At 60.4% G+C, this 24,663-nt stretch carries 20 protein-coding genes; 4 read left to right on the top strand and 16 right to left on the bottom strand.

The genetic code is table 11. The features are described 5' to 3' along the window. Positions 1–65 precede the first annotated feature (65 nt). The 8 genes from J2S96_RS02025 to J2S96_RS01990 all read right to left on the bottom strand — a co-directional run bounded on the left by J2S96_RS02025 (position 66) and on the right by J2S96_RS01990 (position 9,310). Complete coding sequence (locus J2S96_RS02025; RefSeq protein ID WP_306859376.1) at positions 66–1,646, bottom strand: GMC family oxidoreductase; 1,581 nt, start codon at positions 1,644–1,646, stop codon at positions 66–68. 98 nt (positions 1,647–1,744) lie between these two features. Further along, the gene (locus J2S96_RS02020) at positions 1,745–2,812 is read right to left on the bottom strand and encodes a sugar ABC transporter substrate-binding protein (protein WP_306859878.1); all 1,068 of its coding nucleotides are present in this window, start codon (positions 2,810–2,812) and stop codon (positions 1,745–1,747) included. 613 nt (positions 2,813–3,425) lie between these two features. Next, positions 3,426–4,253, bottom strand: coding sequence for an AraC family transcriptional regulator (locus J2S96_RS02015; RefSeq protein ID WP_306859374.1), 828 nt, complete (start codon positions 4,251–4,253; stop codon positions 3,426–3,428). Further along, on the bottom strand, positions 4,253–5,173 hold the full coding sequence (locus J2S96_RS02010; RefSeq protein WP_306859372.1) for a sugar phosphate isomerase/epimerase family protein: 921 nt from the start codon (positions 5,171–5,173) through the stop codon (positions 4,253–4,255). Before J2S96_RS02010 ends, J2S96_RS02015 begins: the two co-directional genes overlap by 1 nt. Next, positions 5,170–6,186, bottom strand: coding sequence for an alcohol dehydrogenase catalytic domain-containing protein (locus tag J2S96_RS02005; RefSeq protein ID WP_306859370.1), 1,017 nt, complete (start codon positions 6,184–6,186; stop codon positions 5,170–5,172). Before J2S96_RS02005 ends, J2S96_RS02010 begins: the two co-directional genes overlap by 4 nt. Continuing rightward, positions 6,183–7,232 carry an ABC transporter permease gene (locus tag J2S96_RS02000; protein WP_306859369.1) on the bottom strand — a complete coding sequence of 350 codons (1,050 nt, stop codon included), beginning with the start codon at positions 7,230–7,232 and terminating at the stop codon, positions 6,183–6,185. The genes J2S96_RS02005 and J2S96_RS02000 overlap by 4 nt, the downstream gene beginning before the upstream one ends. Then, positions 7,229–8,242 (bottom strand): ABC transporter permease, encoded by a 1,014-nt coding sequence (locus tag J2S96_RS01995; protein ID WP_306859367.1) that lies wholly within the window; start codon positions 8,240–8,242, stop codon positions 7,229–7,231. The genes J2S96_RS02000 and J2S96_RS01995 overlap by 4 nt, the downstream gene beginning before the upstream one ends. 726 nt (positions 8,243–8,968) lie before the next feature. Further along, positions 8,969–9,310 carry a hypothetical protein gene (locus J2S96_RS01990; RefSeq protein WP_306859365.1) on the bottom strand — a complete coding sequence of 114 codons (342 nt, stop codon included), beginning with the start codon at positions 9,308–9,310 and terminating at the stop codon, positions 8,969–8,971. Between the two features lie 40 nt (positions 9,311–9,350). Here J2S96_RS01990 and J2S96_RS01985 point away from each other — a divergent pair, with 40 nt between their 5' ends. The 4 genes from J2S96_RS01985 (at position 9,351) to J2S96_RS01975 (ending at position 14,759) form a co-directional block, all read left to right on the top strand. Beyond that, positions 9,351–12,341, top strand: a complete 2,991-nt coding sequence (locus J2S96_RS01985) for an RHS repeat domain-containing protein (protein ID WP_306859363.1) — start codon at positions 9,351–9,353, stop codon at positions 12,339–12,341. Between the two features lie 215 nt (positions 12,342–12,556). Then, positions 12,557–13,060, top strand: a complete 504-nt coding sequence (locus J2S96_RS20140; RefSeq protein ID WP_370872980.1) for an RHS repeat-associated core domain-containing protein — start codon at positions 12,557–12,559, stop codon at positions 13,058–13,060. A gap of 402 nt (positions 13,061–13,462) precedes the next feature. Next, positions 13,463–14,002 (top strand): RHS repeat-associated core domain-containing protein, encoded by a 540-nt coding sequence (locus J2S96_RS01980; protein ID WP_306859361.1) that lies wholly within the window; start codon positions 13,463–13,465, stop codon positions 14,000–14,002. 190 nt (positions 14,003–14,192) lie between these two features. Further along, on the top strand, positions 14,193–14,759 hold the full coding sequence (locus J2S96_RS01975) for an RHS repeat-associated core domain-containing protein (protein WP_306859359.1): 567 nt from the start codon (positions 14,193–14,195) through the stop codon (positions 14,757–14,759). Between the two features lie 878 nt (positions 14,760–15,637). Here J2S96_RS01975 and istB read toward each other — a convergent pair. The 8 genes from istB to J2S96_RS01935 all read right to left on the bottom strand — a co-directional run bounded on the left by istB (position 15,638) and on the right by J2S96_RS01935 (position 24,543). Then, complete coding sequence (gene istB / locus J2S96_RS01970) at positions 15,638–16,456, bottom strand: IS21-like element helper ATPase IstB (protein ID WP_306859358.1); 819 nt, start codon at positions 16,454–16,456, stop codon at positions 15,638–15,640. Beyond that, a complete protein-coding gene (istA, locus tag J2S96_RS01965; protein ID WP_306859356.1) occupies positions 16,453–18,126 on the bottom strand; it encodes an IS21 family transposase in 1,674 nt (557 codons plus the stop codon). Before istA ends, istB begins: the two co-directional genes overlap by 4 nt. Positions 18,127–18,251: 125 nt before the next feature. After that, entirely contained in the window at positions 18,252–19,556 is a 1,305-nt protein-coding gene (locus tag J2S96_RS01960) for a sugar ABC transporter ATP-binding protein (protein WP_306859354.1), read from the bottom strand. An 84-nt stretch (positions 19,557–19,640) separates the two neighbouring features. Continuing rightward, positions 19,641–20,768: a sugar ABC transporter substrate-binding protein gene (locus J2S96_RS01955; RefSeq protein ID WP_306859352.1), complete on the bottom strand. Its 1,128-nt coding sequence runs from the start codon at positions 20,766–20,768 to the stop codon at positions 19,641–19,643. 57 nt (positions 20,769–20,825) lie between these two features. Next, positions 20,826–21,827: a sugar phosphate isomerase/epimerase family protein gene (locus J2S96_RS01950; protein WP_306859350.1), complete on the bottom strand. Its 1,002-nt coding sequence runs from the start codon at positions 21,825–21,827 to the stop codon at positions 20,826–20,828. A 78-nt stretch (positions 21,828–21,905) separates the two neighbouring features. Continuing rightward, the gene (locus J2S96_RS01945; protein ID WP_306859347.1) at positions 21,906–22,742 is read right to left on the bottom strand and encodes a sugar phosphate isomerase/epimerase family protein; all 837 of its coding nucleotides are present in this window, start codon (positions 22,740–22,742) and stop codon (positions 21,906–21,908) included. Further along, complete coding sequence (locus J2S96_RS01940; protein WP_306859345.1) at positions 22,739–23,557, bottom strand: alpha/beta fold hydrolase; 819 nt, start codon at positions 23,555–23,557, stop codon at positions 22,739–22,741. The genes J2S96_RS01945 and J2S96_RS01940 overlap by 4 nt, the downstream gene beginning before the upstream one ends. Continuing rightward, positions 23,554–24,543, bottom strand: a complete 990-nt coding sequence (locus tag J2S96_RS01935) for a sugar phosphate isomerase/epimerase family protein (RefSeq protein WP_306859343.1) — start codon at positions 24,541–24,543, stop codon at positions 23,554–23,556. Before J2S96_RS01935 ends, J2S96_RS01940 begins: the two co-directional genes overlap by 4 nt. Positions 24,544–24,663 lie beyond the last annotated feature (120 nt).

Genomic DNA, 24,663 nt, shown 5'->3' with positions numbered 1-24,663 from the left:
CCACAACTGCCCAACCTCAAGTCGGAGCAGTTGTGGTTCTGTTGTTAATTTCGTCGCTGCCGGCTTTAGTTCGCCGCGGCCGGTGGCTTGCCGGCGAAGGCGGAAATGCGCTCAGCGACCATGATGGTTGGAAGCATTGTGTTGGATCCCGGCGACGTCGGAATCACCGAAGCATCGGCAACCCTCAAGCCCCTAAGCCCGTATACCTTGCCTGTTTCGTCAACCACGCCACCTTGGTCTTTGGAAGCCATTTTGCACGTGCCGTTGAAGTGATAGACCGCAGCGACCATACCCTCAATCGCTTGGTCCAAGGCGTCGTCATCAGCAATGATCGCAGCGTTCATACTGAGGGGTTCTCCGAGAAGGCTCGCCAGTGGTTCAGCTGTCAGCACTTTCCATCCCATACGAACGATTTCGCGCATCGAAGCTACATCCGTCGGGTGCCCCAAGTAATTTGGGTCGACTGCAGGCAAAACCGTTGGATCAGTGGATACGATTTCTACCGTGCCGGTGGCTCGGGGCTTGTGAAGCATGGTGCCGATCCCAGCAACGTTTTCCAGGTTGGCTGCGCCTTCGCCTGCCAGTCCCCTCACACCCTCCCCCGTGGTTCGAGCGTTCAGGTAGCTGAACATAGTCAGCTGGGCATCAAAGGTGCCTGGCTGCACAGAGGTCGAAGTCCGCACCGCCGTCTGCATGCTGAAATGGTCCGGATTCCAGGCTCCCTCCCGCGGCTTGGCCAGAAGCGGAACAGATACGTGGTCGAAGAGGTTCTCGCCGACGGGAAGATCCGCCACTACTTCTATCCCCAGGCCGTCGAGTATGTCCGCCGGACCAACTCCGGACCTCTGGAGTACTGCGGGGGTGAGGATCGCCCCGGAACACAGGATTACTTCTCCAGCGTCGATATGGGTCCCATCTGCAAGTTCGACGCCGATTACGGACTCGCCGTCGAACAGCACCCGCGCAACAAGGCTGTCTCCGCGGACGGAAAGGTTTGCCCTGTGCCGTGCCGGATTCAGGTAAGCGGCCGCCGTCGAAATTCTCTTTGTCCCGAACCGGGACATTGGAATCGGCCCGACGCCTTCCGCGCCTGGAGCGTTGAGGTCCCAGGAATCCTTGATCCCCAAATTTCGGCAGGACTCCACGAACGCTGCCTGGAGCGGCCCGTACTCGGCAGGGTGGTGACGTGTCACCGACCACGGGCCACCTCGCCCATGGATCTCGGACGATGGGGCGGAATCATCTTCCAGCTCGCGGTAGGCCGCTAAGGCCTCGTCCCAACCCCAGCTGGGGTTGCCCAGCGCCGTCCACTCCTCGTGGTCAGTGCGAACTCCTCGGATAGACATCATGGCGTTGACGGCGGATCCTCCTCCGATGAGATGGCCCTGAGGAGCTGCAATTGTTCCACCGTCCTTGCCTTTGACTGACAAACCCCAGTCGTGTTTCGGGTCTGGATCCGGGCTCTGACCGCGCATCGGGTTGTACCTGGCCTCGAGGACACCGGCTGGAACGGATTCTGCAGTGGCATAGTCCGGACCCGCTTCCAGCAGGAGCACGCTGCGCGCTGGATTCTCACTCATGCGAGCAGCCACGATACAGCCAGCGCTACCCCCTCCAACTACTACGACATCAAATTGCTCGTTCATTTTGTTCCTCTTTCGTCGTGATCGGCATCCGCGTCATCGTCGGTATACCGGACGCGGGGCCCGGCCGACGGATGCCCTGGCTTTGTGCCCGCCTGGGGCTAGTAAGTGCACCACTGGGTATCGGGCGTTCCCCAAAGCTTCGCGGTGGGGTAATCGCCCGCCACTACGAGTGGAGTCGGAATGATGTTTAGCTTGCTGACCGTGTCCGGGAACTTCGGGACGGCATCAGCATCCGCAGGCGCCACGTATTGGCCGTCCTGGACCTTCGGCTTCTTCAGGTACTGGAGCATGCGGTCCATGGCGAACTGACCTTCCAGGCCGGCTCCTTGGATGATGGTGTTGAACTGGGATTTGTCCTTCAGCGTCGAATCGTCCCCGTGGCACGATCCACCGATCACTTCCACGTTCTTTCCAGGCTTGTAGCCCGCCTGGGTCAGAGCCCGGATACCGCCGACGGCGTAGTCGTCCTCCGGGGCGTATACGAGGTCAAAGCCCTTGGATTTGTTTGCGGCGATCATTTGGCTGGTGAGCGTGAAGGCATCCTGGGCACTGAAACCTGTCGCGTTTCCTTCAGCGACGATGGTCAGCCCGGATCCTTCGATGGCGCTCTTGAAGCCCGCGATCCTGTCTTTCGTTGCTCCAAAACCGACGGGCAGGTTTGGCACCATTACGGCGCCACCCGGAGTGGTCAGCTGGGCGCCGGACTTCTTCAGTGCATCGCGGGCCTTTATCGCCGCTTGGCCCGCAATCTTTCCAATTTCGACATCTGACACGCCTACATAGGCTGTTAGGTACTTTTCACTTCCGGCCACAGGCAATTGGTTGGCTTGGAAGACGGGCACTCCACTCGCGCTCAGCTGGGCGAGCGACCCAACCTGAGCCTCCGGTTGTATTGGCCACCAGACGAACAGGGCGGGCAGTTTCCCACTCCCGAGAACCTGTTGAACCTGAGCCTGAGCTGCTGAAGCTGAATCCTCCGTCACTACTCGAATCGTGTACCCGGACTTCGTTGCTTCCGCGGTCGCGGATTTAAGCCAGTTGGCTGGATATGGATCGCTCGCGGGTGGAAGAAAGGCAACGATTTCTTTGCTAGCGCTGGCACCGCTTCCACCTGTACTACCGCCACTGCCGGCTTCTGCCCCGTCGCAAGCCGCCAGACCGAGCATCGCCACTGACGCCACGGCTGCCATGCCGAACCAATGCCCTACCGACTTCGATGTCTTGTTCATAGAAACTCCTGGTTTTGAATTCTGCCTGAACCGGCAGGGGAAATCTTGGAGGTATCGCTATATTCCAAACAGCGTCAAGCCTTATATCGCGTCGATTGAGCGCAACACACGTTGTTCTTTGATGAATCCCTAGAAGAACTGTCACTAAATTACCGGGGTAATATTGGACACATATTGTAGGCAACCGCCTAGAAAATGTGAAAAACGACCATCTCCATATGAGATGGTCGCGTGCTTTCTTTGGTTAGGCGGACCGAAGGTGGCTGATGGTTGATGACGCATTCTGAAGCCGCGACTTCCAGGGAACGGGCTTGGCCACGCGAGCCGGAATCCCTCCATAGTCCATTGCACTAACGAGGGATTCCGGCTTGCAGGCCTTCAAGTTCGGCGGACACCCCGCAAGTCGGGTTGCCTGACCCTACCGAGGGCGTCTCAGAATAGACGCCGGTAAGGGCATGAATCTCTTGGACTCAAAATGCAATTCTTTTCAGAAGGGGAACGACGGAGTCCATTCGTTCTTTTGTCCCTTCTTCACGAGCAATCGGCTGAATTAAATCGGGACAGTCAGTCCATTTCCGTTGGGGTGAGCCCGGTATTTCTCGCGGTATTTTTTTGGGCTGATCCCTTTGCGGGCGACAAAATCGTGAGTTAGGTGGCTCTGATCGCTGTAGCCGGTGCGGATGGCAACTTCTGAGATCGAAGCCTCCGTCGTGGCCAACAGGTCGCACGCAGCGTTCAGCCGCACCTGTCTGATGTAGCTGTGCGGCGTCGTCCCCACCCGCTTCTTGAACTGGCGCGTGAACTGGCTCGAAGACAAGGAGACGGAAGCGGCGAGCTCTCCAACAGATATAGCCCGGTCAAACTCCTTCATGATTCGTTCAATTGCGGGCGCAAGCGCTAGAAAATGGTTCTCGTCTTTCCTTTGGCTGATGTTTCGAGTCGTTCCCGCGACGCCGACAATGTGGCCGCCAGGGTCAAGCACCGGCACTTTGGAGGTGGTGAACCAGTCATAAGAACCGTCTGCGTTACTGACAAGTTCAACAGAGTTTACAAGCCGGGCATTGCCTTGGAGGACTGCCTCATCGTCGGCTCGGTACTTTTCAACAAGGTACTCAGGGGATACGTCTTCGTCTCGCATCCCCAGAAGCTCATCTCCGACCCGACGCAAAAGGCCAGCGAACGCACGGTTGTAGTAAACGAACCGCCGCGATGTGTCTTTGACGAAGAAATACACGTCCTCGAGACCGTCAAGTGCATCCATAGCGACCATTGGTCCCATCGAACTTATGAAGTTTTCCCGAAGTTTTAAGCGTTCGTCAATCTGGTCACGATCGTGACGCAATGAAGGGCGCGCTCCATGGGCGAAATCGTTGGGCATTACCGATTTGTCTCGCTTGCTACCTCAATGGACGGCCAAGCGGCCATCCAAGGGCGCAGGAATGCAATTCCGTCTTCGGCGATTGCGTCCTGGGTCCGTGCCAGGGGCCGCCATATTGATGCCGCCGTGGCAATGGTCTTGTTGTCAGCTGTGAAGGACTCGATACCCAGCACGCCTGAATAATTGATGTCAGCAAGGGCCTCGCGAATGCCCTCCCAATCCAGATGGTCTTCTCCGGGCGTTCCCCGGTCGTTGCCGCACACCTGGAGGTGCATCAGCCGCTCACCGGCTTCCCTTAGGGCTGCCGGTGTACTCTTTTCTTCGATGTTCATGTGATAGACGTCGAGGTTCAAGCCTACGGACTCGACGGGGAGGCCCTCGATCAGATCCAGAGCCTGCGCAGTTGTGTTGAGCACGCTGGTTTCGTATCGGTTCAGGGGCTCAACACCTAAGACGACCCCACGATCGCCGGCATAATCGGCAATCGGCCGGAGGGCTTCACGGAGCTCCCCCATGGCAGCCGTTCGCTCAGCAGCCTCCATCCGCCAAGTGCGACCGACGGCGGCGTACATCGGTCCGACGACGCGCGTTGATCCGACTGTGATGGCGGCCTCAACGCAGGACCTCAGATAATCCTGTGTTTCCTCGCGCACCGATCCTGGGCAAGCTATGAGGTCTCGGCCTGGCGGCATCACCGCACAGATGACCGGTTCGAGGGCATAGTCCCTGAGGAGCTGCCCAGTCGCCTCGGAGTCCCAGTCCCCAATGGACTCCAGAGGCAACTCGATCGCCTCGAAACCCCAGGCTGAGATTTTGGGTACGAGCTGGTCCAGCCACTCGGGCGTCAACGGCGAACACCAGACGAAGGTGTTGACCGCGAGCTTCGGCAGCGTGGTTTGCGAAATGTCGGAAGTGGTCATAGCTCGAACACCATTTTCTCTGCGCTGCGAGCGGCTAGCATTTCGAAGGCTTTGGGTGCATCGTCCAGGGTCAGACGGTGGCTGATTATTTCATTCACTGGCACTTTCCGCTCGATGAGAAACTGGGTGATCTCGTCGAACTGCCAGATGGGGAAATACCAGGCTCCGATAACTGTGGTCAGCTTACGCAGGAAATGCTCGCTCGGGTTGATCTTGAGTTCGCGGCTTTCGCCGACGAAGGCGACCCTCCCGAGCGGACGCACCATCTCGAGTGCCGCGGCCTGAGCACGGACATTACCGGAGCATTCGATGACGACGTCCGGGCCTCCATGTCCGCGGCCGATCCCAATGGTCCGGACTTCGTCATTGACCGCCGGCAAGACGACATCGGCGCCAAGACGCAGCCCCAGTTCCCGCCTGTGCTCGACCGGATCGATAGCGATGACGCGTGCTCCGCGAGCCTTGGCGATGGCGACTGCGGCAGCCCCCATGGGCCCCAGCCCGGAGACGACGACCGTGTCCGCCCCTGACACGCCGAGGCGATCCTGGGCGCTGTACTGTGTTCCGAACATGTCCGTGGCTACAGCGCCTTCGGCGAAACTCATTTCGTCGGGCAAGCGCATGCAATTTACCGCTGGCACCACCACCAGTTCAGCGTCCCCGCCCTGGACGTCGAACCCTAGGATCTTCACTTCAGGGCAGAGCATCAGATTGCCCGCTCGACAGTTTTCGCATTTCATGCAGCCGATGGCCAGATATACGGCGACCCTGTCGCCGACCGCGACGCTTGTCGCTCCGGGCCCAACGGCCTCGACGATGCCAGCGACCTCGTGGCCCGGGACGAGCCGCTCGGGTCTCGTGCCGACGACTTGTTCGCCCCGCAAAGCGGTAAGGTCGCTGCCGCAGACCGCCGTTGCCTTCACACGAATGAGGACTTCGCCGGCTCCGGGCACCGGGTCCTCGAAACTCTGGACTGATACAGTCTCGTCCCCGGGTAGTACGACTGCCTTCATTTTGTGCTCCGTTCATTGAGTTTCGGCGGGCCCTGGCGGCTTTTACCGTTCATGGTCGCTAGGGAAGACATAGCGGCGGCTCTGACTTTTCGTACTCGAGGCGACCTCGAGGTCAGCATCTCGGCAGCCAACGCGGCCAGAAGCAGGCCGCCGGTCAGGAACTGCAGGACATAAACGGGCGCGCCGAGGACGCTTACGCCGTTTGAAATGACGCCCAGCGCCACAGCGCCCAAAACGAGGCCCCATGGGCTGCCCTTCCCGCCGCTCAAAGCGATACCTCCAATGACGGCCGCGGCCACAGACGACAGCAGGATTTCACTGAATCCTGTCGGGGCCGCCCCTCCGATGCTCAGCGACACGAGGGCTCCGGCCAGTGCACCCATGCTGCCGGAGAATGCGAACACCGTGACCAGTGGGCGGAAGGGCGACAGCCCGGCAGCCTGTGCTTCGCGGCGGCCTCCCCCCATTGCGTAGACTTCGTGGCCGAACTTGGTGTAGCGCAGAACGACCCAAACGACGATAGCTAGGACAATGAAAACCAGACTGAGCGGGGAGAAAATCCAGATCCGTTGACCCAAGGCCTTGCCGATGCCGAAGTCCGTGAGGAAGACCGACTTCTCTCCGGAGAGGACATATGCGAGTCCCCTCAACAGGATAAGCGTCCCGATGGTGACAACAAGGGAGCTGATTTTGAGCTTGCTTATCAGGGCTCCTTGACCTGCACCAAGGAGGGCGCCGATCAGCATCGGAACAAGGATGCTGATGACCGGGCCGTTCCCAGCCAGGAGGATGGAGGCGACGCCGCCCACGGCCGCCATGGAGCCAATGGAAAGATCAAATTCTCCTGCAAGCATGGTGACACCGACGCCCAAGGCTGCAATCCCGATCGGCGCGACCACCTGCAGCACCGAAAACACGTTGTTCGTCGACAGGAACCGGGGGATGACCAGGGCGAATCCAATGATGATGGCGAGGGAGAGCCCAAGTCTTGCTACGAGGTCCCAATCGCGTGTGGACCTTTGGAGTCCCTTTGTTAGGGTGCTCATTTTCCTTTTCCCTTCACGAGCACGTACGTGCAGACGGCTATGGTGACGACCGCGCCGATAACCAGTAGTTGGATCCCCGTGCTCAGACCGAGGATCTGCAGGAGGTTCCTCAAAAGTGCTATGAAGAGCGCTCCGATGCAGGTCTGGAGAATTGAGCCCTCACCGCCCTTGATGGCAGTGCCACCGACCAGAACGGCAGCGACTGCGTTGATGTCAAGGTCGGGAAACTGAGCCGTGTCGGCCACACCGAATTCGGCGGCGGTCAGCACGCCAGCGCAACCCGCCGTCAAGGCGGAAATGACGAAGGCCCAGATAATGATCCCGCGAACGTTGAAACCAACGGCGTTCGCCGTCTTGCGGTTCGCGCCGACCAGGATGGTCTGGCGGCCCAGGGATGTCCGCTGGAGTATGAGGTAACAGATGACCGCCACTATGGCGAAGGCCCACGTTGCACTGGGAATCCCCAGGGGTGCGGAGCGGCCGATGGCGACCGCCAGGCTGCCCGGGTCCGCAGTCAGCCGTACGCGGTTGCTGGAAGTCATGAGAAGCACCACGCCAAGGGTGGTGGCTCCGGCAGCAAGTGTCACGACGACAGGGTTCCCGCCAGCGCCGATGATGGCTCCCTGAATAAGGCCAAGGAAAAGACAGACGGCGATTGTCGCCAGAATGGCGACAAAGAAACCGGAAGTGGAAGCCACCGCAGCGTATACGACACTGGTGAGAATAGCGGTCTGCGCCACTGAGAGCGAGAAGTAGTTGCCCGAAATGGTGACGAACGTCAACCCGAGGGCCACGATTCCCGTGATCGAGGCCGACCGGATGACACCTAGGAAGTTCGAGACAGTGACAAAGTCAGGGGCCGCAAGGCTTCCGACAATCAGAAGTACGACGATGACCCCCACCCCGATCATGAGGCCCTGCGTGCGGCGCGAGGCGAATGATGCCGCACCGGGAGCGGACGGCACGGGGCCTGCTCCCACGACTCGGGGTTTGTTCAGGATGGTTTTCATCTCGTCTCCTTTGAAACGGAACCCGCGGGCGGGCTGCTCAGTTCGTGTTCCAGCGTGGTGGCATCCAAACGGTCCGCCTGTTCGGTTCTCACAAGGGTGCCCCGGTAAAAGCTGGAAACCACATCGGCCAGGCCGATGACTTCTTCGGTTTCAGTCGAGGTGAAAATAATGGTCAGTCCCTTATCCGCCAGCGCCTGAAGGTAGTTGTAGATTTCTGCGCGGGCGCCGACATCGACTCCCTGAGTATGTCAACCTGATTTAGGACCACCACGACGGCCTGTTTCAGGACCATCGCGGTGCTATTGACCGAACTGTGTATCCAGTGGGTGTGAGGGTCCAAACCGTGGAGCCCTCGCAATTTTAAGTCGTTGCCGACCCATCGGCAGCAGTCATTCCCGGGGGAAGCGCCTGGGATGGCGGAAATTGTCAACAGGTTGCCTGCTTTTGACACGGTCATTAAACATGCGTCAAATATGCATGATTTCCAGCTTGGTGGCCCGCGGTCCGGCAGTAGCGCGATGAGGCCCCGATTCGCGGCATTGCGTTTTTGACAAGGGAAAACGCCGTACGCCACGTCCCGCCCGGGACATCAACCCCTGGTGCCGTGCCTGTCATATCCACCAACGATGGTGGCTCGGGTGCCGCTCATGGTATCGGCGGCCAGGAAAATTTACGGCAGTGAGCTCTTGTTTTGCGGAGACAGTAAGGCTGATGATCATCCCGTGCTCACTGGGGGCGCAAAGGACGCTCACTGGGGAGCATGAACATTCGGGGGCGCAGCATGGCTGCTTTACGGTCTCTTTTGTCAGGTTTTGCAATTTCCGCTGTTGTTCTGACCGGGCTGGCTGCGCCCGCACAGGCAACTACCCCCTCGCCGGCCCCTTCGCCTTCAGCGTCGCCCGCGGCATCATCGAAAGCGACGACGGCGCCCCCGGGCAAGCCTGCCGCTAAAGCGAAGAAGCCGCCCACACTGGCGCAGCCGAAGAAACCGGTCCCGCAGAACTTCAGGAACGGACCGGCTCCGAAGCCGGCTCCTTTGGTGGCCTCGGCGGCGCTGGCCCCGGTCACGGGCAACGGTGCTCCTGCGGGTTCGCGTGGTGCGGCGTCGATGATCGATCACCAGCTCACGGATTTGGCGAAGCTGTCGTTCAATCCGACGAACGGCAATGCCGTGCTGACGGGCAAGCTGCTGCACGTGCAGGGTGCGTTGCTGGATGTGAACGTGGGCTGGCGGTACAACAGCCTCACGGACACACGCCCGACCTTGAATGTCGGCACCCAGGAAACCACCTTGATGACCGGGCCGGGGACCGGAGCGTACACCTACGTGGCCGACGACGGCGGCTGGTACACGTTCACCCCCGACGGTGCCGGCGGGTTCATCACACCCCCGGGGATCCGCGCCACACTCACCGGCAGTGGCAGTTATTTCTCGCTGCAGTTCAATGATTCGCTGCTGACAAACCAGTACCAGCTCTCCGGGAACAACCTGGTGCTGACGGGCACCAACAACCCCTACGGCGGGGTGGTCTTCGCGGTCGATTACTTCTATAACGCCAACGGGCTGCTGGACCACACCACCGACACGGAGAACCGGACCGTTTCCTACGCGTACACGGACCCGAACAACTCCTCCCAGCCCTCCACGATCACTGATAATTCCCTGGGGCGGAGCATCAGCATCGCCTACGGCGGGCCCGGCGGGGCGATGTCCTCGATCACCGACGCCACCGCGGACACCCTCACCTTCAGCTACAACGCGGCCGGGAAGATCTCCCAAGTCGAAGACGGCATGGCCAACTACACGAACCTGGCCTATGACTCCAGCGGGCGCATCGCGAAGATCAGCTACGCCTACAACACCAACGACCAAGGCGACTGGACCCCGTCCTACGGCACCGGAACCACCACGGTCACCGACCCGAACGGGCACCAGGCCGTCTACACCTTCAACGCCAGCAACCAGGTCACCAGCGTCAAGGACGCCAACGGCAACAGCCTGCAGTCCGTCTTCGACACCCACGACAACCAGATCAAATCCACCGATGCCCTGGGCAACGCCACCACCGCAACCTACAACGGCGCCAACTACGTCACCCAGATCACCTCACCCGCAGGAGCGACCGGCGGCAGCGGAGCAAGCAGCACCTTCACCTACGGGACCAACACCAGCATCCGCCCGAACTCCTCCGCCGATGCCGAGCAGAACGCCACCGGCTACACCTACGACACGAACATCGCCTTCGTGTACAAGACCACCTATGCGGACGGGTCCTACACCCTGCGCAATTACCAGGCCGATGCGGAGAACACGAACTGCAACGCATGGAACGGGCAGTTGTGCACCTACCGCGACAACAACGGCAACATCACCAGCTACACCTACTCCTACGCCGATCCAGTCACGGTCACCCGTCCGGCACCGCTGGGTGCCATCACCAACACCTTCGATAACGCCAGCCGGCTGCTGACCTCCAAGGACGGCAACGGGCAGACCGCCACTTACATCTATGACGACAACGACCGGCTCCACCAAATCCAGTACGGATCCTCCTGCGTCCCGGCCACATGCGTGACCTTCAGCTACGACGGGGCCGGCATGCTGGACTCCCGCACCGATGCCTCCGGCACCACCACCTACGTGCACGACAGCCAGAACCGGCTCATCTCCAAGAAAACCGGCGGCAACGTCACGACCTCCGTCACCTATGACGGGGCCTCCAACGTCCTGTCCTTCACCGACCCGACCGGCACCGTGAACTACGGGTACGATCCCGCGAACCGGCTGGTCAAACTCGCCGAACCCGGCGGATCCTGCCCCGCCACACCGGCCTTCCCCAACACCACCGGATGCACCGGCTTCGGCTACGACACCGCCAACCACCGCACCAGCACCAGCTACCCCAACGGGGTCAAGAACACGACCGTGTACGACAACGCCTCACGGATCAAATCGGTCACCGCGACCAACAGCACCGGCGGCACCCTGGCCACCCGTGCCTACACCTACAACACCATCACCGGCGGACATGACGGGGACCTGCGCGCCTCCATGAACGACGGAACCACCACCACCAGCTACACCTATGACAACCGGCGCCGGCTGTGGAAAGACACCGTCGGAACGACCACGGACACCTGGGGCTATGACGCCAACGGCAACCGCACCTCCGACGCACGCACAGGCGCCGCCACGGTCTACAACGCCTACAACGCAGCCGATGAACTCTGCTGGGCGGGTTCCAGCGCCGGGGCCTGCTCAACGCCTCCGGGAGGCGCGACCACCTACTCCTATGACGGCGACGGAAACACCACCGCCGCCGGGGCCACCACCCAGGCCTACAACGTGTTCGACCAGTTCACCTCCAACGTCAACGGTGGAACCACTACCAACTTCACCTACGCCGGTCCCCGGAACGATGAACGGCTCACCTCCGGCTCCACCAGCTTCCTCAACGGCACCCTGGGCATCACCCAGCAAAGCAGCGGCGGGGCGACCACCTCGTTCATCCGCGACCCGCAGGGTAACCTGATCAGCATGCGCACCAGCGCCGGATCCTTCTACTACACCACCGACGCCCTCGGTTCCGTCATCCTGCTTACCGACAGCACCCAGGCCAAGGCAGCCACCTACAGCTACGACTCCTGGGGCAACGCCACCAGCACCGGAGCCCAGGCCGCGAACAACCCCTGGCAATACGCCGGCGGCTACAACGACACGGCCACCAACCGCACTAAGTTCGGTGCCCGCTACTACAACCCCTACCGCGGACGCTTCACCCAGGTCGATCCCTCGGGACAGGAAGCCAACCGATACCTCTATGCCGGGGCGAATCCAGTCAACAATTCAGACCCCAGCGGCTACTTCTTCGCCTGTGGGACAACTGTTTGCCCTGATCCGGGCAGCACGTCGTACTGTAGTCAGTCCGTTGGATGCGCAGAGCATTTCGGTACGAGCAGCAGCGGCAGTCTGGGTGGGGCAATTGGCTGCTACCTAGGAGCTTATGGAGTCCTACTAGGACTTGCCCTGGACCCCCTCGCGGGCCTCAATCTTTTAGGTGACGCGGGCTTCATCGCGGGATGCTATACGGGAGGATGACATGAATTTTCTTAACAGGCGAACTCCTAATACATCGCTAATCCCCGTCTCGATTATTGCTGTGGGTCTCCTTATAGCCACGCTCGGCGGCCCGCATATTTGGATCCCGATCGTGCTTGTTGCCGCCATTGTGCTCGCTGTCGCCAACAACTGGAGGCTGGACAGAAGTAAGAAAAAACGTGAGGACCAAGGAAAGCCGACTGCGGAGCCGTGAGATGTGGCGGTGGGCAGGGACGTTCACCGTTCCGGTTCACTGCTCCGTCATCGACTATCTTTTAGGTCGATTGCCCGGAGCCGTCATTTGCTTCGCAGCTTCGACCGGCGGTGTCCTACTACCGCACGCAAGCACCCGCTACTACAACCCCTACCGAGGACGGTTCACCCAATCTGACCCGTCCGGTCAAGAAGCAAACCGCTATCTCTACGCCGGAGCAAATCCAGTCAGCAACACGGATCCCACAGGACTCGATCTCCTTGGCACTGTATTTGCAGCCGTACTTTCGGCGCCACTTGCAGCTGTGGGGGCGACTGCCGTTTGCGCGCTGCCGGGTGCCGTTGGATGCCTGGTGGGTGCGGCTCTCTTCGGCGCTTTCGCGGGTGCAGCCATAGCAGGTGCAAACGCCGGGACCAACGGGGCCACCGTTCAGCAAGCTGGGCAGGAGACCTTGTACGGCGCCTTTGGAGGCGCCATAACCGGATTCTTTGGGAAGTATTTCTAAGTAGGTGCGGTGGTGAACATTCTCCGAGCACCCAAGTGGGTCCCGAATAGTCTTAATCCTTGTGACCAGCTTGCTGGTGTGGGGAGTGGTCGGCTTCATCATCGGCGCATGGCCTCAGGCGCTCACCTTGGGCATCGTCGCTGGGCTAGCAATGGCCGCAGCCGCGAGTATCCCCATTCTCAGAAGTGATCGCGACGGGTCGCAGCGGAAGGACAACCGCCAGCAACGCGACGATGCGTAATCGAAGGGTGCGAAGTACTTCTAGAACTCTGACCTGGGGATTCGATCCCATCAACGCCACAGAACCCGCCGGATTCTTCTTCACACGACTACAGCCGGCTCACCGCAGGCGGAACCTCGTTCCTCAACGGCACCCTGGGCATCACCCAGCAGAGCAGCGGCGTGGCGACCACCTCGTTCATCCGCGACCCGCAGGGTAACCTGATCAGCATGCGCACCAGCGCCGGATCCTTCTACTACACCACCGACGCCCTCGGTTCCGTCATCCTGCTTACCGACAGCACCCAGGCCAAGGCGGCCACCTACAGCTACGATTCCTGGGGCAATGCCACCAGCACCGGAGCCCAGGCGGCCAACAACCCCTGGCAATACGCCGGCGGCTACTACGAAGCCTCCACCAACCGCGTCAAGTTCGGTGCCCGCTACTACAACCCCTACCGCGGCCGGTTCACCCAAGTGGATCCGTCAGGTCAGGAAGCCAACCGCTACGCGTACGTCGGATGCAACCCCATCAACGCCACAGATCCAACGGGACTTGATGTCACAGGGTGTGTTGGATCGATTCTCGCCTACGCAGGAGGAGCGATCGTTGCAGGACTGGCAGCTCCAGAAACGGGGGGCCTCAGTCTTTACATATTCGGAGCGGTGATCCTCGGAGGGGTAGGCGGGGCGATGGTCGTCGAGTCTTCCTGTGGGTGGTGATTCTGTGAATAGAACCTCGACGATTTGGCTGATCGCGATTGCGGCTGTGCTCGCAATTGCTGGCATCGTCCTCTCCATCCTCGGTTCCAGTCCCGGTGGCGTCGCAATTGGGATCATCGTGATCGTGGCTTGCGCGGTCTTCTGGTCGAGAAGCCGACGTGGGACCTAAGCCCCGCGTGGCGCCTTGGACGTGATTCTGATCAGCATGCGCACCGGCGCCGGATCCTTCTACTACACCACCGACGCCCTCGGCTCCATCATCCTGCTCACCGACAGCACCCAGGGCAAAGCAGCCACCTACAGCTACGACTCCAGGGGCAACGCCACCAGCACCGGAGCCCAGGCCGCGAACAACCCCTGGCAATACGCCGGCGGCTACTACGAAGCCTCCACCAACAGGGTCAAATTCGGCGCCCGATACTACAACCCCTACCGCGGACGCTTCACCCAAACCGACCCTTCAGGCCAGGAAGCAAATCGCTACGCCTACGTCAAATGCAACCCCATCAATGCCACAGACCCGTCGGGTCTCGACCTATCCTTCGGTGACATTGTCGGTGCAATCGTGGGAGGTGCGGTTGGAACGGCTCTCGATCCCTTCCTTTCACCGATGGTAGGGGGTGCAATCTCAGGATGTATCGCTGGGGGCTTGGCCAACGCCCTGAACAACGCCAATCCGGCACAGGGTTGCTTGGAGGGGGGTGTCTTGGGTGGGATCACTGCCGGGATAGGGCCAGTCATAAAACTGCTGAAGTAGAAAGGGATGAGTGTGATGGGAAACCATAGAACTAACCGCATGATCTTCTGGTTCAAATTTCTAGTCACGATGGTGGCTATGAGTGTGGCCTTCTTCGGGGTGAGTGTTGGTATATCGTTCGCGGTCACTGGCGCGCCAACCTGGCAAACCTCGGGCACCTGGCACTACGTGGCACTTTTTGCCGGAATAATTGCGCTTTTAGTTGTTCTCATCCCGCTTCTAATTTGGATTCGAAAAAGCACCCCAAAATCTGCTTATCGAAAATCTCAGCGGCCGAGGGGGTAGCTTCCCTGAACGGCCCCCTGGGTATTGGACGCCCTCGGCTGAGTATGTCAGCTTCGTTCAGGACCACTAGGACAGCTTGATCCATGCCCTCGTGTCACTGCTCCTATTTCGCTGGCCCTTGTAACCGGGGGACCTTTTACTGCAGTGCTGCCCTCGCTACCATGAACGGCAAGGAGGCGAACTGAATGCGAAGGACAGAAATCCGGGCAATCATCGCTCTTGTATGTGCTGTTCCCCTGGCGTTGTTGATTGTCGTGGTTAGCGGACCGACACCATGGATGGGCGCAGTATTTGCTGCGGTCATCTGCCTTCCCCAAATCGTCATCTGGTCCGGGTTTCTCTCTGGCTCCGGTGCTGAGGTAGAGCACGGCCGACGACGACGCTGAACGGGCCCCCTAGGATCCGATGAAACTACGATTAGCGGTCATCCTGCCGGCAGTTGTCATCATGATTGTGATGGCAACTCTCGCGTACGCGATCCCGAACCTTACCCGGTCACTTATGATCGCAATTCCTGTGGTGTGCGTTGCGGCTTTGGGAACGGTGTTCTTCATCGAACGGTCAAGACACCGCCGAGTCGACTCGGGCACTGGTTAGCTGGTGGCTTGTTGGGCAATGGTGTGGGCGAGGCGGTAGGAGTCGGTGCCGGTTTCGATGATGGCGCCGTTGAAGGTCAGTCGGTCCACGATCGCGGCACATAGACGCGGATCGCTGAAGGTCTTGGTCCACCCGGAGAACGACTCGTTGGAGGCGATGGCGATGGAGTTCTTTTCTTCGCGTTCGGTGAGGACTTGGAAGAGGAGTTCAGCCCCGCGGCGGTCCAGTTCCATATAGCCCAGTTCATCAATACAGAGCAGATCCACGCGCCCGTAGCGGGCGATGGTCTTGGCCAGTACTTTCTCATCGGCGGCCTCGACGAGTTCGTTCACAAGCCGGGTCGCGAGGGTGTATTTGACCCGGTAGCCCTGTTCCGCGGCCGCGGTGCCGAGCCCGATGAGCAGGTGGGTTTTGCCCGTTCCGGAGTCACCGATCAGGCATAGGGGTGATCCTTTGCGGATCCAGTCCCCGGTGGCGAGGGTGTGGATCGTGGCGGGGTTGATGTTCGGGTTCGCGTCGAAATCGAAGTCTGCGAGCCACTTGTTCCTTGGAAAGTTCGCGGCTTTGACCCGACGGATGGATGAGCGCCGGTCCCGGTCATCGCACTCGGCCAGCAGCAGTTCGGCCAGGAAACCTTGGTAGGAGAGTTGTTCTTTCCCGGCGACGGTGAGGGCTTCGTCCAGGACCGCACGGACGGTGGGCAGGCGCAGGCGGCGGCAGGCTTGGTCCACGGCCGCGACCGCGGCCTGCTCGGTCAGGCCGCGCCGCCGGCGCAGGGTCGGGGTGATGGTGGTGGCCGGTGCGGTGGGACTCATGAGATGTTCTCCTTCGACTCGGTTCCTGCTGGGTGTTCGGCCCGTTTGGCCAGCAACTCGTCATAGGCACTGACCGTCGGCAACGGCCGGGTATCCCGGGGCAGCCCCGCGATGACCGCGGCAGGGTCCATCAGCCGGCGCTGGGTCAAGCTGACAACGCGTTGCACTCTCGTCTCGGGATGAGCACCGTGATGACGGTCCGAACCGGACCCACCCCCGGTGCCTGCTGCGTGCCTTCTGGCCTCGACCGCGACGACATCGGCGCTGACCGCACCCACGCCCAGCGCCGCGACGATCCCTGCCTCGACATCAACGGCGTTCATGGAGCGGTGGAGCAGCAGGACGTCGATCAGTTCACGGGTCCCCTCGGCGTCGCCGTTGACCCGGCGCGAGGCAGACCAGAAGGCTTCATGGGCGCTGGTGAAAGCCCCTGACTCCCGTGCCCTGGCCAAAGCGGTCGAGCCAGGCAGAGCGCCGGGCTTGGTTTTGAGGACCTCGAGGTAATGGTCCAATTGAATCGACTGTGCGCCCTTGGCAATGATCCGCTGATGCCGGGCCGCCACCGTCCGGCCGTCGAACACCACAAGCTCGGATGCCCGCAAGGACACCCGGACTCGTCGGCCGATGAACCGTGCGGGCACGGAGTACTTCACCATCCGCACGGTGATCATCGAGGACCGGTCCACTCTGGGGTTCAGCACCAGGCCGGGGTCGAACTCTTCCGCCGGCAACGGTGTCAGGAACGGGGCCTCGGCGGCGAGGTCCTGGCCGATGGTGCGGATCCGGTCATTGATCCGCCGTCGATCGTCTTGGACCTCCCAGGCCCGGATCCGGTCGTTGAGCTCCTCAAGGGACTTCGCGACGGGCATCGGAGTAAGCCTGTTGCGGCGGAAGAAGCCCACCTCGCCTTCGACCCCGCCTTTCTCGTGAGCTCCGGCAATACCTGGCTGGCAGTAAAAAGCATCAAAACCATAGAACGAGCGGAACAACACCCACCGGTCGTTCTCCAGGCGTTTCCTGCCCTGCCCGAACACCACGGCCCTGACGGCACTGGTGAGGTTGTCATAGCGGATGTGTTTGACCGGCACGCCGCCGATCTCTTTGAATGCTTCGATATGGCCTTCCAGAAACGCTTCCTGGGCTTGGGTGGGGTAAATCCGGTGGATGGCCTTGCCGGAGTGGGAGAGCCGGAAGATGAACATGTGGCACTTCGTCTTCACCCCGTTCAACACGATCCAGACCTCGCCGAAGTCCACTTCCGCTTCCGCCCCGGGGGCGTGTTCCTGCGGGACGAACACCTCAACCCGGCGACCGGCCTCCACATCGATCTGCGCCCGGCGGACCCGGACATAGTCCCGCACCGTCGAATACGACAGCTCCTCCGCGCCGTGCTCCTCGATGAGCCGGGCAAGAATCCTCCGGGCAGTATGGCGCTGCTTCCGCGGGGCCGTCGTATCCTCAACCAACATCGCGTCGATCGCGACCTTGAACGGATCCAGCCGGGGCGACGACCTCTCGGGCGTCTTCCGCGCCGGAGGGACCGGGTCCGACAACGCCTGCCGGACCGTGTCCCGCCCGACCTGATACCGCTTTGCCAGACCACGGATTGATAACCCCTCAACACGGGCATCTCTGCGAATACTGGCGAACAGCTCCAAGCGCACCCTCATCCGGACCTCCAAGTGTTGCTTTCATCAGATGAAAGCAACACTGAGGGTGGTCCTGATTCAGACCGTCACAACCAACCGGCGAGTCGTGAGGTGGTCCTGATTCAAGCCGTCACACCGGTCCTGAATCAAACTGCCATACTCACTCCCCGCGTAGGCTCGTTAACAAGCAGCACGACAGGGTCGATTCCCAGCCACTTGCCGAGAACCACTTTCTGTTGGTTGCCTCCGCTGAGCGATTCGACCGGATGCCCCAGGCGTCCACCGGTCACACCAAATGTCTCGGCGAGCCGCTGTGCCATCCGTTTCTCGGATGGACCGGAAATCCACCCCCGCTTGGTGAACTTCCGCATCCCGGGAGAGGTTAGATTCTCCTGGACGGACCGTACGCCGAAGATCCCGTCCAGCTTCCGGTCACCCGAGCAGTACGCGATGCCTGCAGCCTTTGCCTGCCCGGGGTTGCTCACCATTCTGCGCTTGCCTTGGACGAGGATCTGTCCGCCGGTGATGGGGCGAACTCCGGCGATGATTTCAAGAAGCACAGCAGCCGCACTGCCCAATTGGCCCGCGAGTCCGAATATTTCGCCCTTTTTCACGCTCAGCGTTACCGGTTCATCCAGCCCCTCGGCCATCACCTCTTCCAGCCGGATGACCTCTTGGTCGCCGTAGCTCCTCGTGCCTGTCGGGTACAGGGCTTCCAGCCGCCGCCCCAACATGGCTTCTATGATGGCACTCAGTTGAATATCTTCATGTTCCAAGGCGGGGAGGGATTTTCCATCCCGGACGATGGTCACCCGATCGGCTATTCGGATGACTTCATCAAGCCGGTGACTGATATAGATCACCGCAACGCCTTGGGCTTTGAGGTCCTCGATGACCGACAGAACCGTCTCGATTTCCGGGTCCGACAGTGCAGCAGTCGGTTCGTCCAGGATGATCACCCGGGCATTACGGGCCAAGGCCCGAGCCAGCTCGACCAGCTGCTGTTCTCCGACTGAGAGCCGTCCGGCCAGCGTCATGGGATCCAGATGGCCGAGTCCGGCCCTCTCCAGGAACGGCCGTGCTTTGCGCCCGGCTTTCCGTGCGCCATACCAGCGGCCCATTTCCAGGTTGGCGATAAAGACGTTTTGTCCGACGGTCATGGTCGGAACGAGGCTGAGCTCCTGCTGAACTACGGCAACAGGGGAACCCTGCCGGGCAAGGTCGTGGGATGGGACGGCCCTCCCGTCGAAACGAAGCTCACCGGCGTCGAATTTGACACGTCCCGAGATGATGCCGACGAGGGTGCTCTTTCCTGCGCCGTTCTGCCCAAGAAGGGCCATAACTTCCCCGGCACGGATGGCAATGCTGGCATCAGAGAGCGCAACAACAGACCCGTATTGCTTCCGGACGTTGACCGCCTCCAGAAGTGGTTCCACGTTTGACGTAGTCATGCTTGATCTTTCTTGCCTAGTTTGAGTTAACGAATGGAAACTGTCCTGCGGAAAGCGGGTACGAATTCCGCAGGACCGTCCGATCTAGTAGGTGCACCATTCCGTGTCGGGCGTTCCCCAGAGTTTGGCAGTGGGGTATTTCTCGGCGAGGACGATGGGTGTGGGAATGATGTTTACCTTGCTGACCGTGTCCGGGAACTTCGGGACGGCATCAGCATCCGCAGGCGCCACGTATTGGCCGTCCTGGACCTTCGGGTTCTTCAGGTACTGGAGCATGCGGTCCATGGCGAACTGACCTTCCAGGCCGGCTCCTTGGATGATGGTGTTGAACTGGGATTTGTCCTTCAGCGTCGAATCGTCCCCGTGGCACGATCCACCGATCACTTCCACGTTCTTTCCAGGCTTGTAACCCGCCTGGGTCAGAGCCCGGATACCGCCGACGGCGTAGTCGTCCTCCGGGGCGTATACGAGGTCAAAGCCCTTCGATTTGTTTGCGGCGATCATTTGGCTGGTGAGCGTGAAGGCATCCTGGGCACTGAAACCTGTCGCGTTTCCTTCAGCGACGATGGTCAGCCCGGATCCTTCGATGGCGCTCTTGAAACCGGCAATTCGGTCGCGAGTGGCGCCGTAGCCTACGGGAAGGTTGGGCACCAAGACGCTGCCACCAGGTGTCGTCATGGCTGCACCCGAAGCCTTAAGGGAGTCCCGGGCCTGAATGGCAGCCTGGCCGGCTATTTTCCCGATCTCGATGTCCGAGACACCGGCATAGGCGGTGATGTACTTTTCGCTCTCTTGCACCGGCAATTGGTTGACCTGGAACACAGGAACACCGCTACCGCTCAATTGCGCCAGAGATCCGACTTGAGCCTCTGGCTGTACCGGCCACCAGACAAACATGGCAGGCAGATTTCCGCCTCCGAGAACCTGCTGAACCTGCGCGGAAGCTGCCGAGGCGGAATCCTCCGTGACTGCTTTAAGCGTGTATCCGGCGTTCTTCGCGCCGTCTGTGGCCTTCTTGAGCCAGTTGGCGACATAAGGGTCGCTGCTGGGGGGCACGAAGGCGATGATTTCCTTACTTCCGGTGCCGCCGCCCGCGGCTCCGCTGCTGCTGCCGCCGCTGTCACAGGCTACGAGTCCGAACATGGCCACTGATGCGACTGCCGTTGCAGCCAACCAGGCCGAAGCCGACCTCTTTGTCGATGTGGGTACCACTGTGTCTCCTTTGATGTTCAGCACGGCCTATATGCCGACCGAAGGTAATGTTTACGGCTATTCGGATGTTGTGAACGAGCTGAACCAAGCCGCTGTGGGCTTTTCAAAGCCGAGTTTTTGCAGGTAGCTCACCGACTCGGCCGCGCCGAGGTCCCGGTCCAAGTTAGAGTCTTCCCATTCCACCGCCAGAGGGCCGTCGTAACCGATGTCGTTGAGGGTGCGGACAATCGATTCGAACGGGACATCTCCGTGTCCGACAGAGATGAAGTCCCAGCCCCGGTCCGGGTGCCCAGAGGGCAGGTGGCTCGCCAGGATGTTGCGTCGCCCATCCAGTGAACGGCGTGCGTCCTTCATGTGGACGTTGTAAATGCGCTCCGGGAAGGCACGGAGGAACGCGACTTCATCCAACATCTGCCAATGTAGGTGGGACGGGTCGAAGTTGAGCCCAAATGAGGGCCTGTTCCCTATGGCGTCAAAAGCCCGCTTGCAGGTAACAATGTCGTACCCGATTTCACCCGGCATGGCTTCGAGTGCAAAACGGACCCCGACTTCTTCGAAGACGTCCATGATCCGGCCCCAACGCTCGGCGAAGTCCTGATAACCTGCCTCGATCATGTCGGGGCTGGCCGGCGGCCAGCCATTGAACATGTGAAAGATGCTCGATCCGGTAAATCCGACGACGGTTTCGACTCCGAGTTCCGCGGCGGCACGGGCGGTATCCTTCATCCGTTCTTCGGCCCGGCGGCGAACCCCTTCTTCTTCCCCGTCCCCCCAAACGGCGGGGGGCAGGAGGACACGGTGCCGTTCATCGATCCGGTCGCAGACAGCCTGGGACACAAGGTGGGAGCTGATGGCGGAATAGGAGAGCCCATGGCTGTCGAGCAACTGCTTAAGGTTCTTGACATAGCTGGGATCACGCAGGGCACGCGGCACATTGAAGTGCTCCCCCCAGCATGCCAGCTCCACACCGTCATAGCCCCAGTCAGAGCACTTTTTGGCGAATTCGTCTAGCGAGAGGTCTGCAAACTGTCCGCTGAAGAGTGTTATCGGGCGTTTCATTGCGGTTCTCCTTCGTCTTTGAAAGAACTTGGATTCGTTGCTGGAGCCGGACCGACGCCGGCGCGGCATTGCCTGTCATCAGGCCGGGAGATGAACGAGGGGTTCCAAAACGGCGCGAACGTACGCAGCCGAACCGGCGGCAGCTGCGTCCGGATTCGTCTGGGCGGCGGGGGACTCTTCCTCCACGACCACCCAGCCCTTATATCCAGTATCCCGCAGATACGTCACAATTCCGGGGAAATCAACCTCCCCTTCACCGGTCACCGCCCAGCCCTCACCGGGAGTGAAATCCTTGAGGTGGATGTGATCCACTACATCCCGGTACTCCTTCAGGATGGACAGGGGGTCCATGCCCCCGACGGCGATGTGGCCGGCGTCCGGAGTGTACTTGACCACGCGTTCGTCCAGACCATCAAGGAGGGTTTGGTAGTCATCTCTGGTCCTAAAGACGGACCCGTTGGGTGAGTTGGGGTGGAAGGTGGCGCTGACGCCAGCATCCGCGGCTCGCCGGGCAACGCTGTTGATGCAGGCGATCGCGTTTTCCTGGCGCTCACCGAGGTCATTTCTGTTTGGTCCCGGTGCTTGAACCAGGACAAGCCGGGCACCATCGAAGGAGCGGACGAACTCAATGAAGTGGTCCGCCGCCGCGCGCTCCTCTTCCGTTTCCCTACCGTTCCGCCAACTGGCTACGAAGGCAACGGAGGACAACTGCACTCGCGACGGGTCGAACAGCTGGTGCGCCCGTTCGATGTCTGAATATCCACCCAGCATGACCGGCTCGGCCTCAATGGCTGCAAATCCTGCCTCATCAACGACCTCCAGGATGTGGTCCATCCGGCCCTTGTATCGGTCCCCGCCCATCTGCCAGGCATAGGTCTGGCAACTAAAACGGATGTCGAAGTCTGTTGTCGTCATTTCAGCCACTCCATGGTGTATCGGTTGAATTCTTCAAGTTCTTCCCAGTGGTGGGCGTGACCGGAGCCGGGGAATATCTTCAGCTCCGCCGCCGGGATCTGGCCGCGCAATTCCTCTGAGCGCACTAAGGGCGTAAATGCGTCGGCTCCGCCGACCGTGATCAGTGTCGGAACACGAAGGCTGGCCATCCGTCCGATCGTGTCGTGTCCCAGACAGGCAGCACTCTGCGCCTCGAAAGCATGGTGCGGCACCGTACTAGGGACTTCCCTGGCAGCAGAGAGCTCGTCGATATGGTTTTCGACGTATTCGGGGGTCCATATCCGGAGCTGCAGAAGGCGCGCAAACTCAGCTTCCGTCAGGATCGAACGAAGGTTCTTGAACTCTTCGAAGACCTCCCTGGTGAACGTTGCCGTCCGTGCCCAGGATGAGACGAGCACCATCCGCTCGACTAGCTCAGGGTGCCGGATGGCAAGTTCCTGGGCAATCGCGCCGCCCATTGAAATTCCAACGACCCGGACCTTTCCCAAGCCAAGGCTCCGGATGAGCCCGGCGTAGTCGTCGGCCATGCCTGCGGTGGTGTAAGGACCCTCGGGCTTGTCCGAATCACCGGCACCCCGGTTGTCTACGGCGATGCAGCGGAACTGCTCTGCGTAGGCCCGCAGATGCAGCTCCCAGGCCGACAAATCCGCACCCAGACCCATGATGAGGACCAAGGGATCCCCGGAGCCTCGTTCGATATAGGCAATCTCTATTCCGTTGGTCCGGACCTTGGACTTCGTGGGAGCTACGAGGTCTGCTCCGTAGTAGTCAGTCACTTTGAGACCCTTTCGGCCAGCCCGCGAACAAAAGGCACGGCCAGTCGTCCGTCCCTTTCGGTCGTGGGGCAGAAGCAGAAATCGACCGTCCACCACTCAAGCCGGTTGAGGGAGGGTTTGAGCGCTTCAAGAGCTGGAAGGAAATCAACCTGGCCCTCACCGAATGGGACGTGTGAGCTGGTTTCTTCGTCGTGAAGGGAACCATCGGAGTCGATGAGATGTAGATGCCCCAGATATGGTTCGATCAATGACGCGTATTCCGCGACGCCGCCGGAAAGCAGTTCCGGATTGTCACCCTGTCGTCCACCTGCGACCACCCCGGTGTAGGCGTGGCTGGTGTCAAATAGAATTTTGAAATTTGGGTGGTCGACCGCATCAAGCATCTGCAGAACCTCGGAAGGGCGGTTGAGCCAAAAGCCTGGTTCGAACTCCCACACGAGTCCCACTCCTGACTTCTCGCACGCGTCCGCAGCCGCGCGCCAGTTCGACGCAAGACGATCGAAGCGGACGCCGTACTCATTCGTAGGCAGTGTGGCTGGCGGGCTGATGGAATCTACGCGCAGCAGAGGAATGTCAAGGTTTTCGCAGAACGAAAGTGCTCCTTCGATCGCCTTGAGGTATGCGCGTTCGGAGGCCTCCGCGGGAGGCACGTCAGTGAAGTCGGGGGCATATCCGGAGTACCCCAAGCCGAGTCTCGAAGCGAGGGATCGAAGCGGGGCATAGCTTGCTGAGCTGCCAAAGTCTGCGTAGTGCGGATGAGGTCGGAACCCATTGATTTCCACGCCGTCATAACCAGCGTCCGCGGCGTACTCGCAGAGCCGCTCAAAGGACCAAGGCGAAGAACTAAACGGACCGAAGGAGAACGCCCAACTGCCGAAGGAAATCTTGGGGGTCCTCCCGGCACTTGGCGCTTCTCCGAGGAGTGAAGTCTCCACTTCGCTGGATGAGGGAGTCGGGCGTTCATGCACCGCCTGAACATTTTCCATTTTTCGAACGCCTTTGTTAGATCTGAATTGCACTTAAACAACCGTACGAACTGGAGACCCCGCACGGCTTGTACTTTTAAAGTCTTAAATTGTAAAAAACACGCATGAGTGTATGGCGCT

It is taken from the genome of Arthrobacter bambusae, from assembly GCF_030812595.1.
Lineage (GTDB): Bacteria > Actinomycetota > Actinomycetes > Actinomycetales > Micrococcaceae > Arthrobacter > Arthrobacter bambusae_B.
The sequence above is the reverse complement of the archived record's forward strand: the minus strand, read 5'-3'. Positions and strand labels throughout refer to the sequence as shown.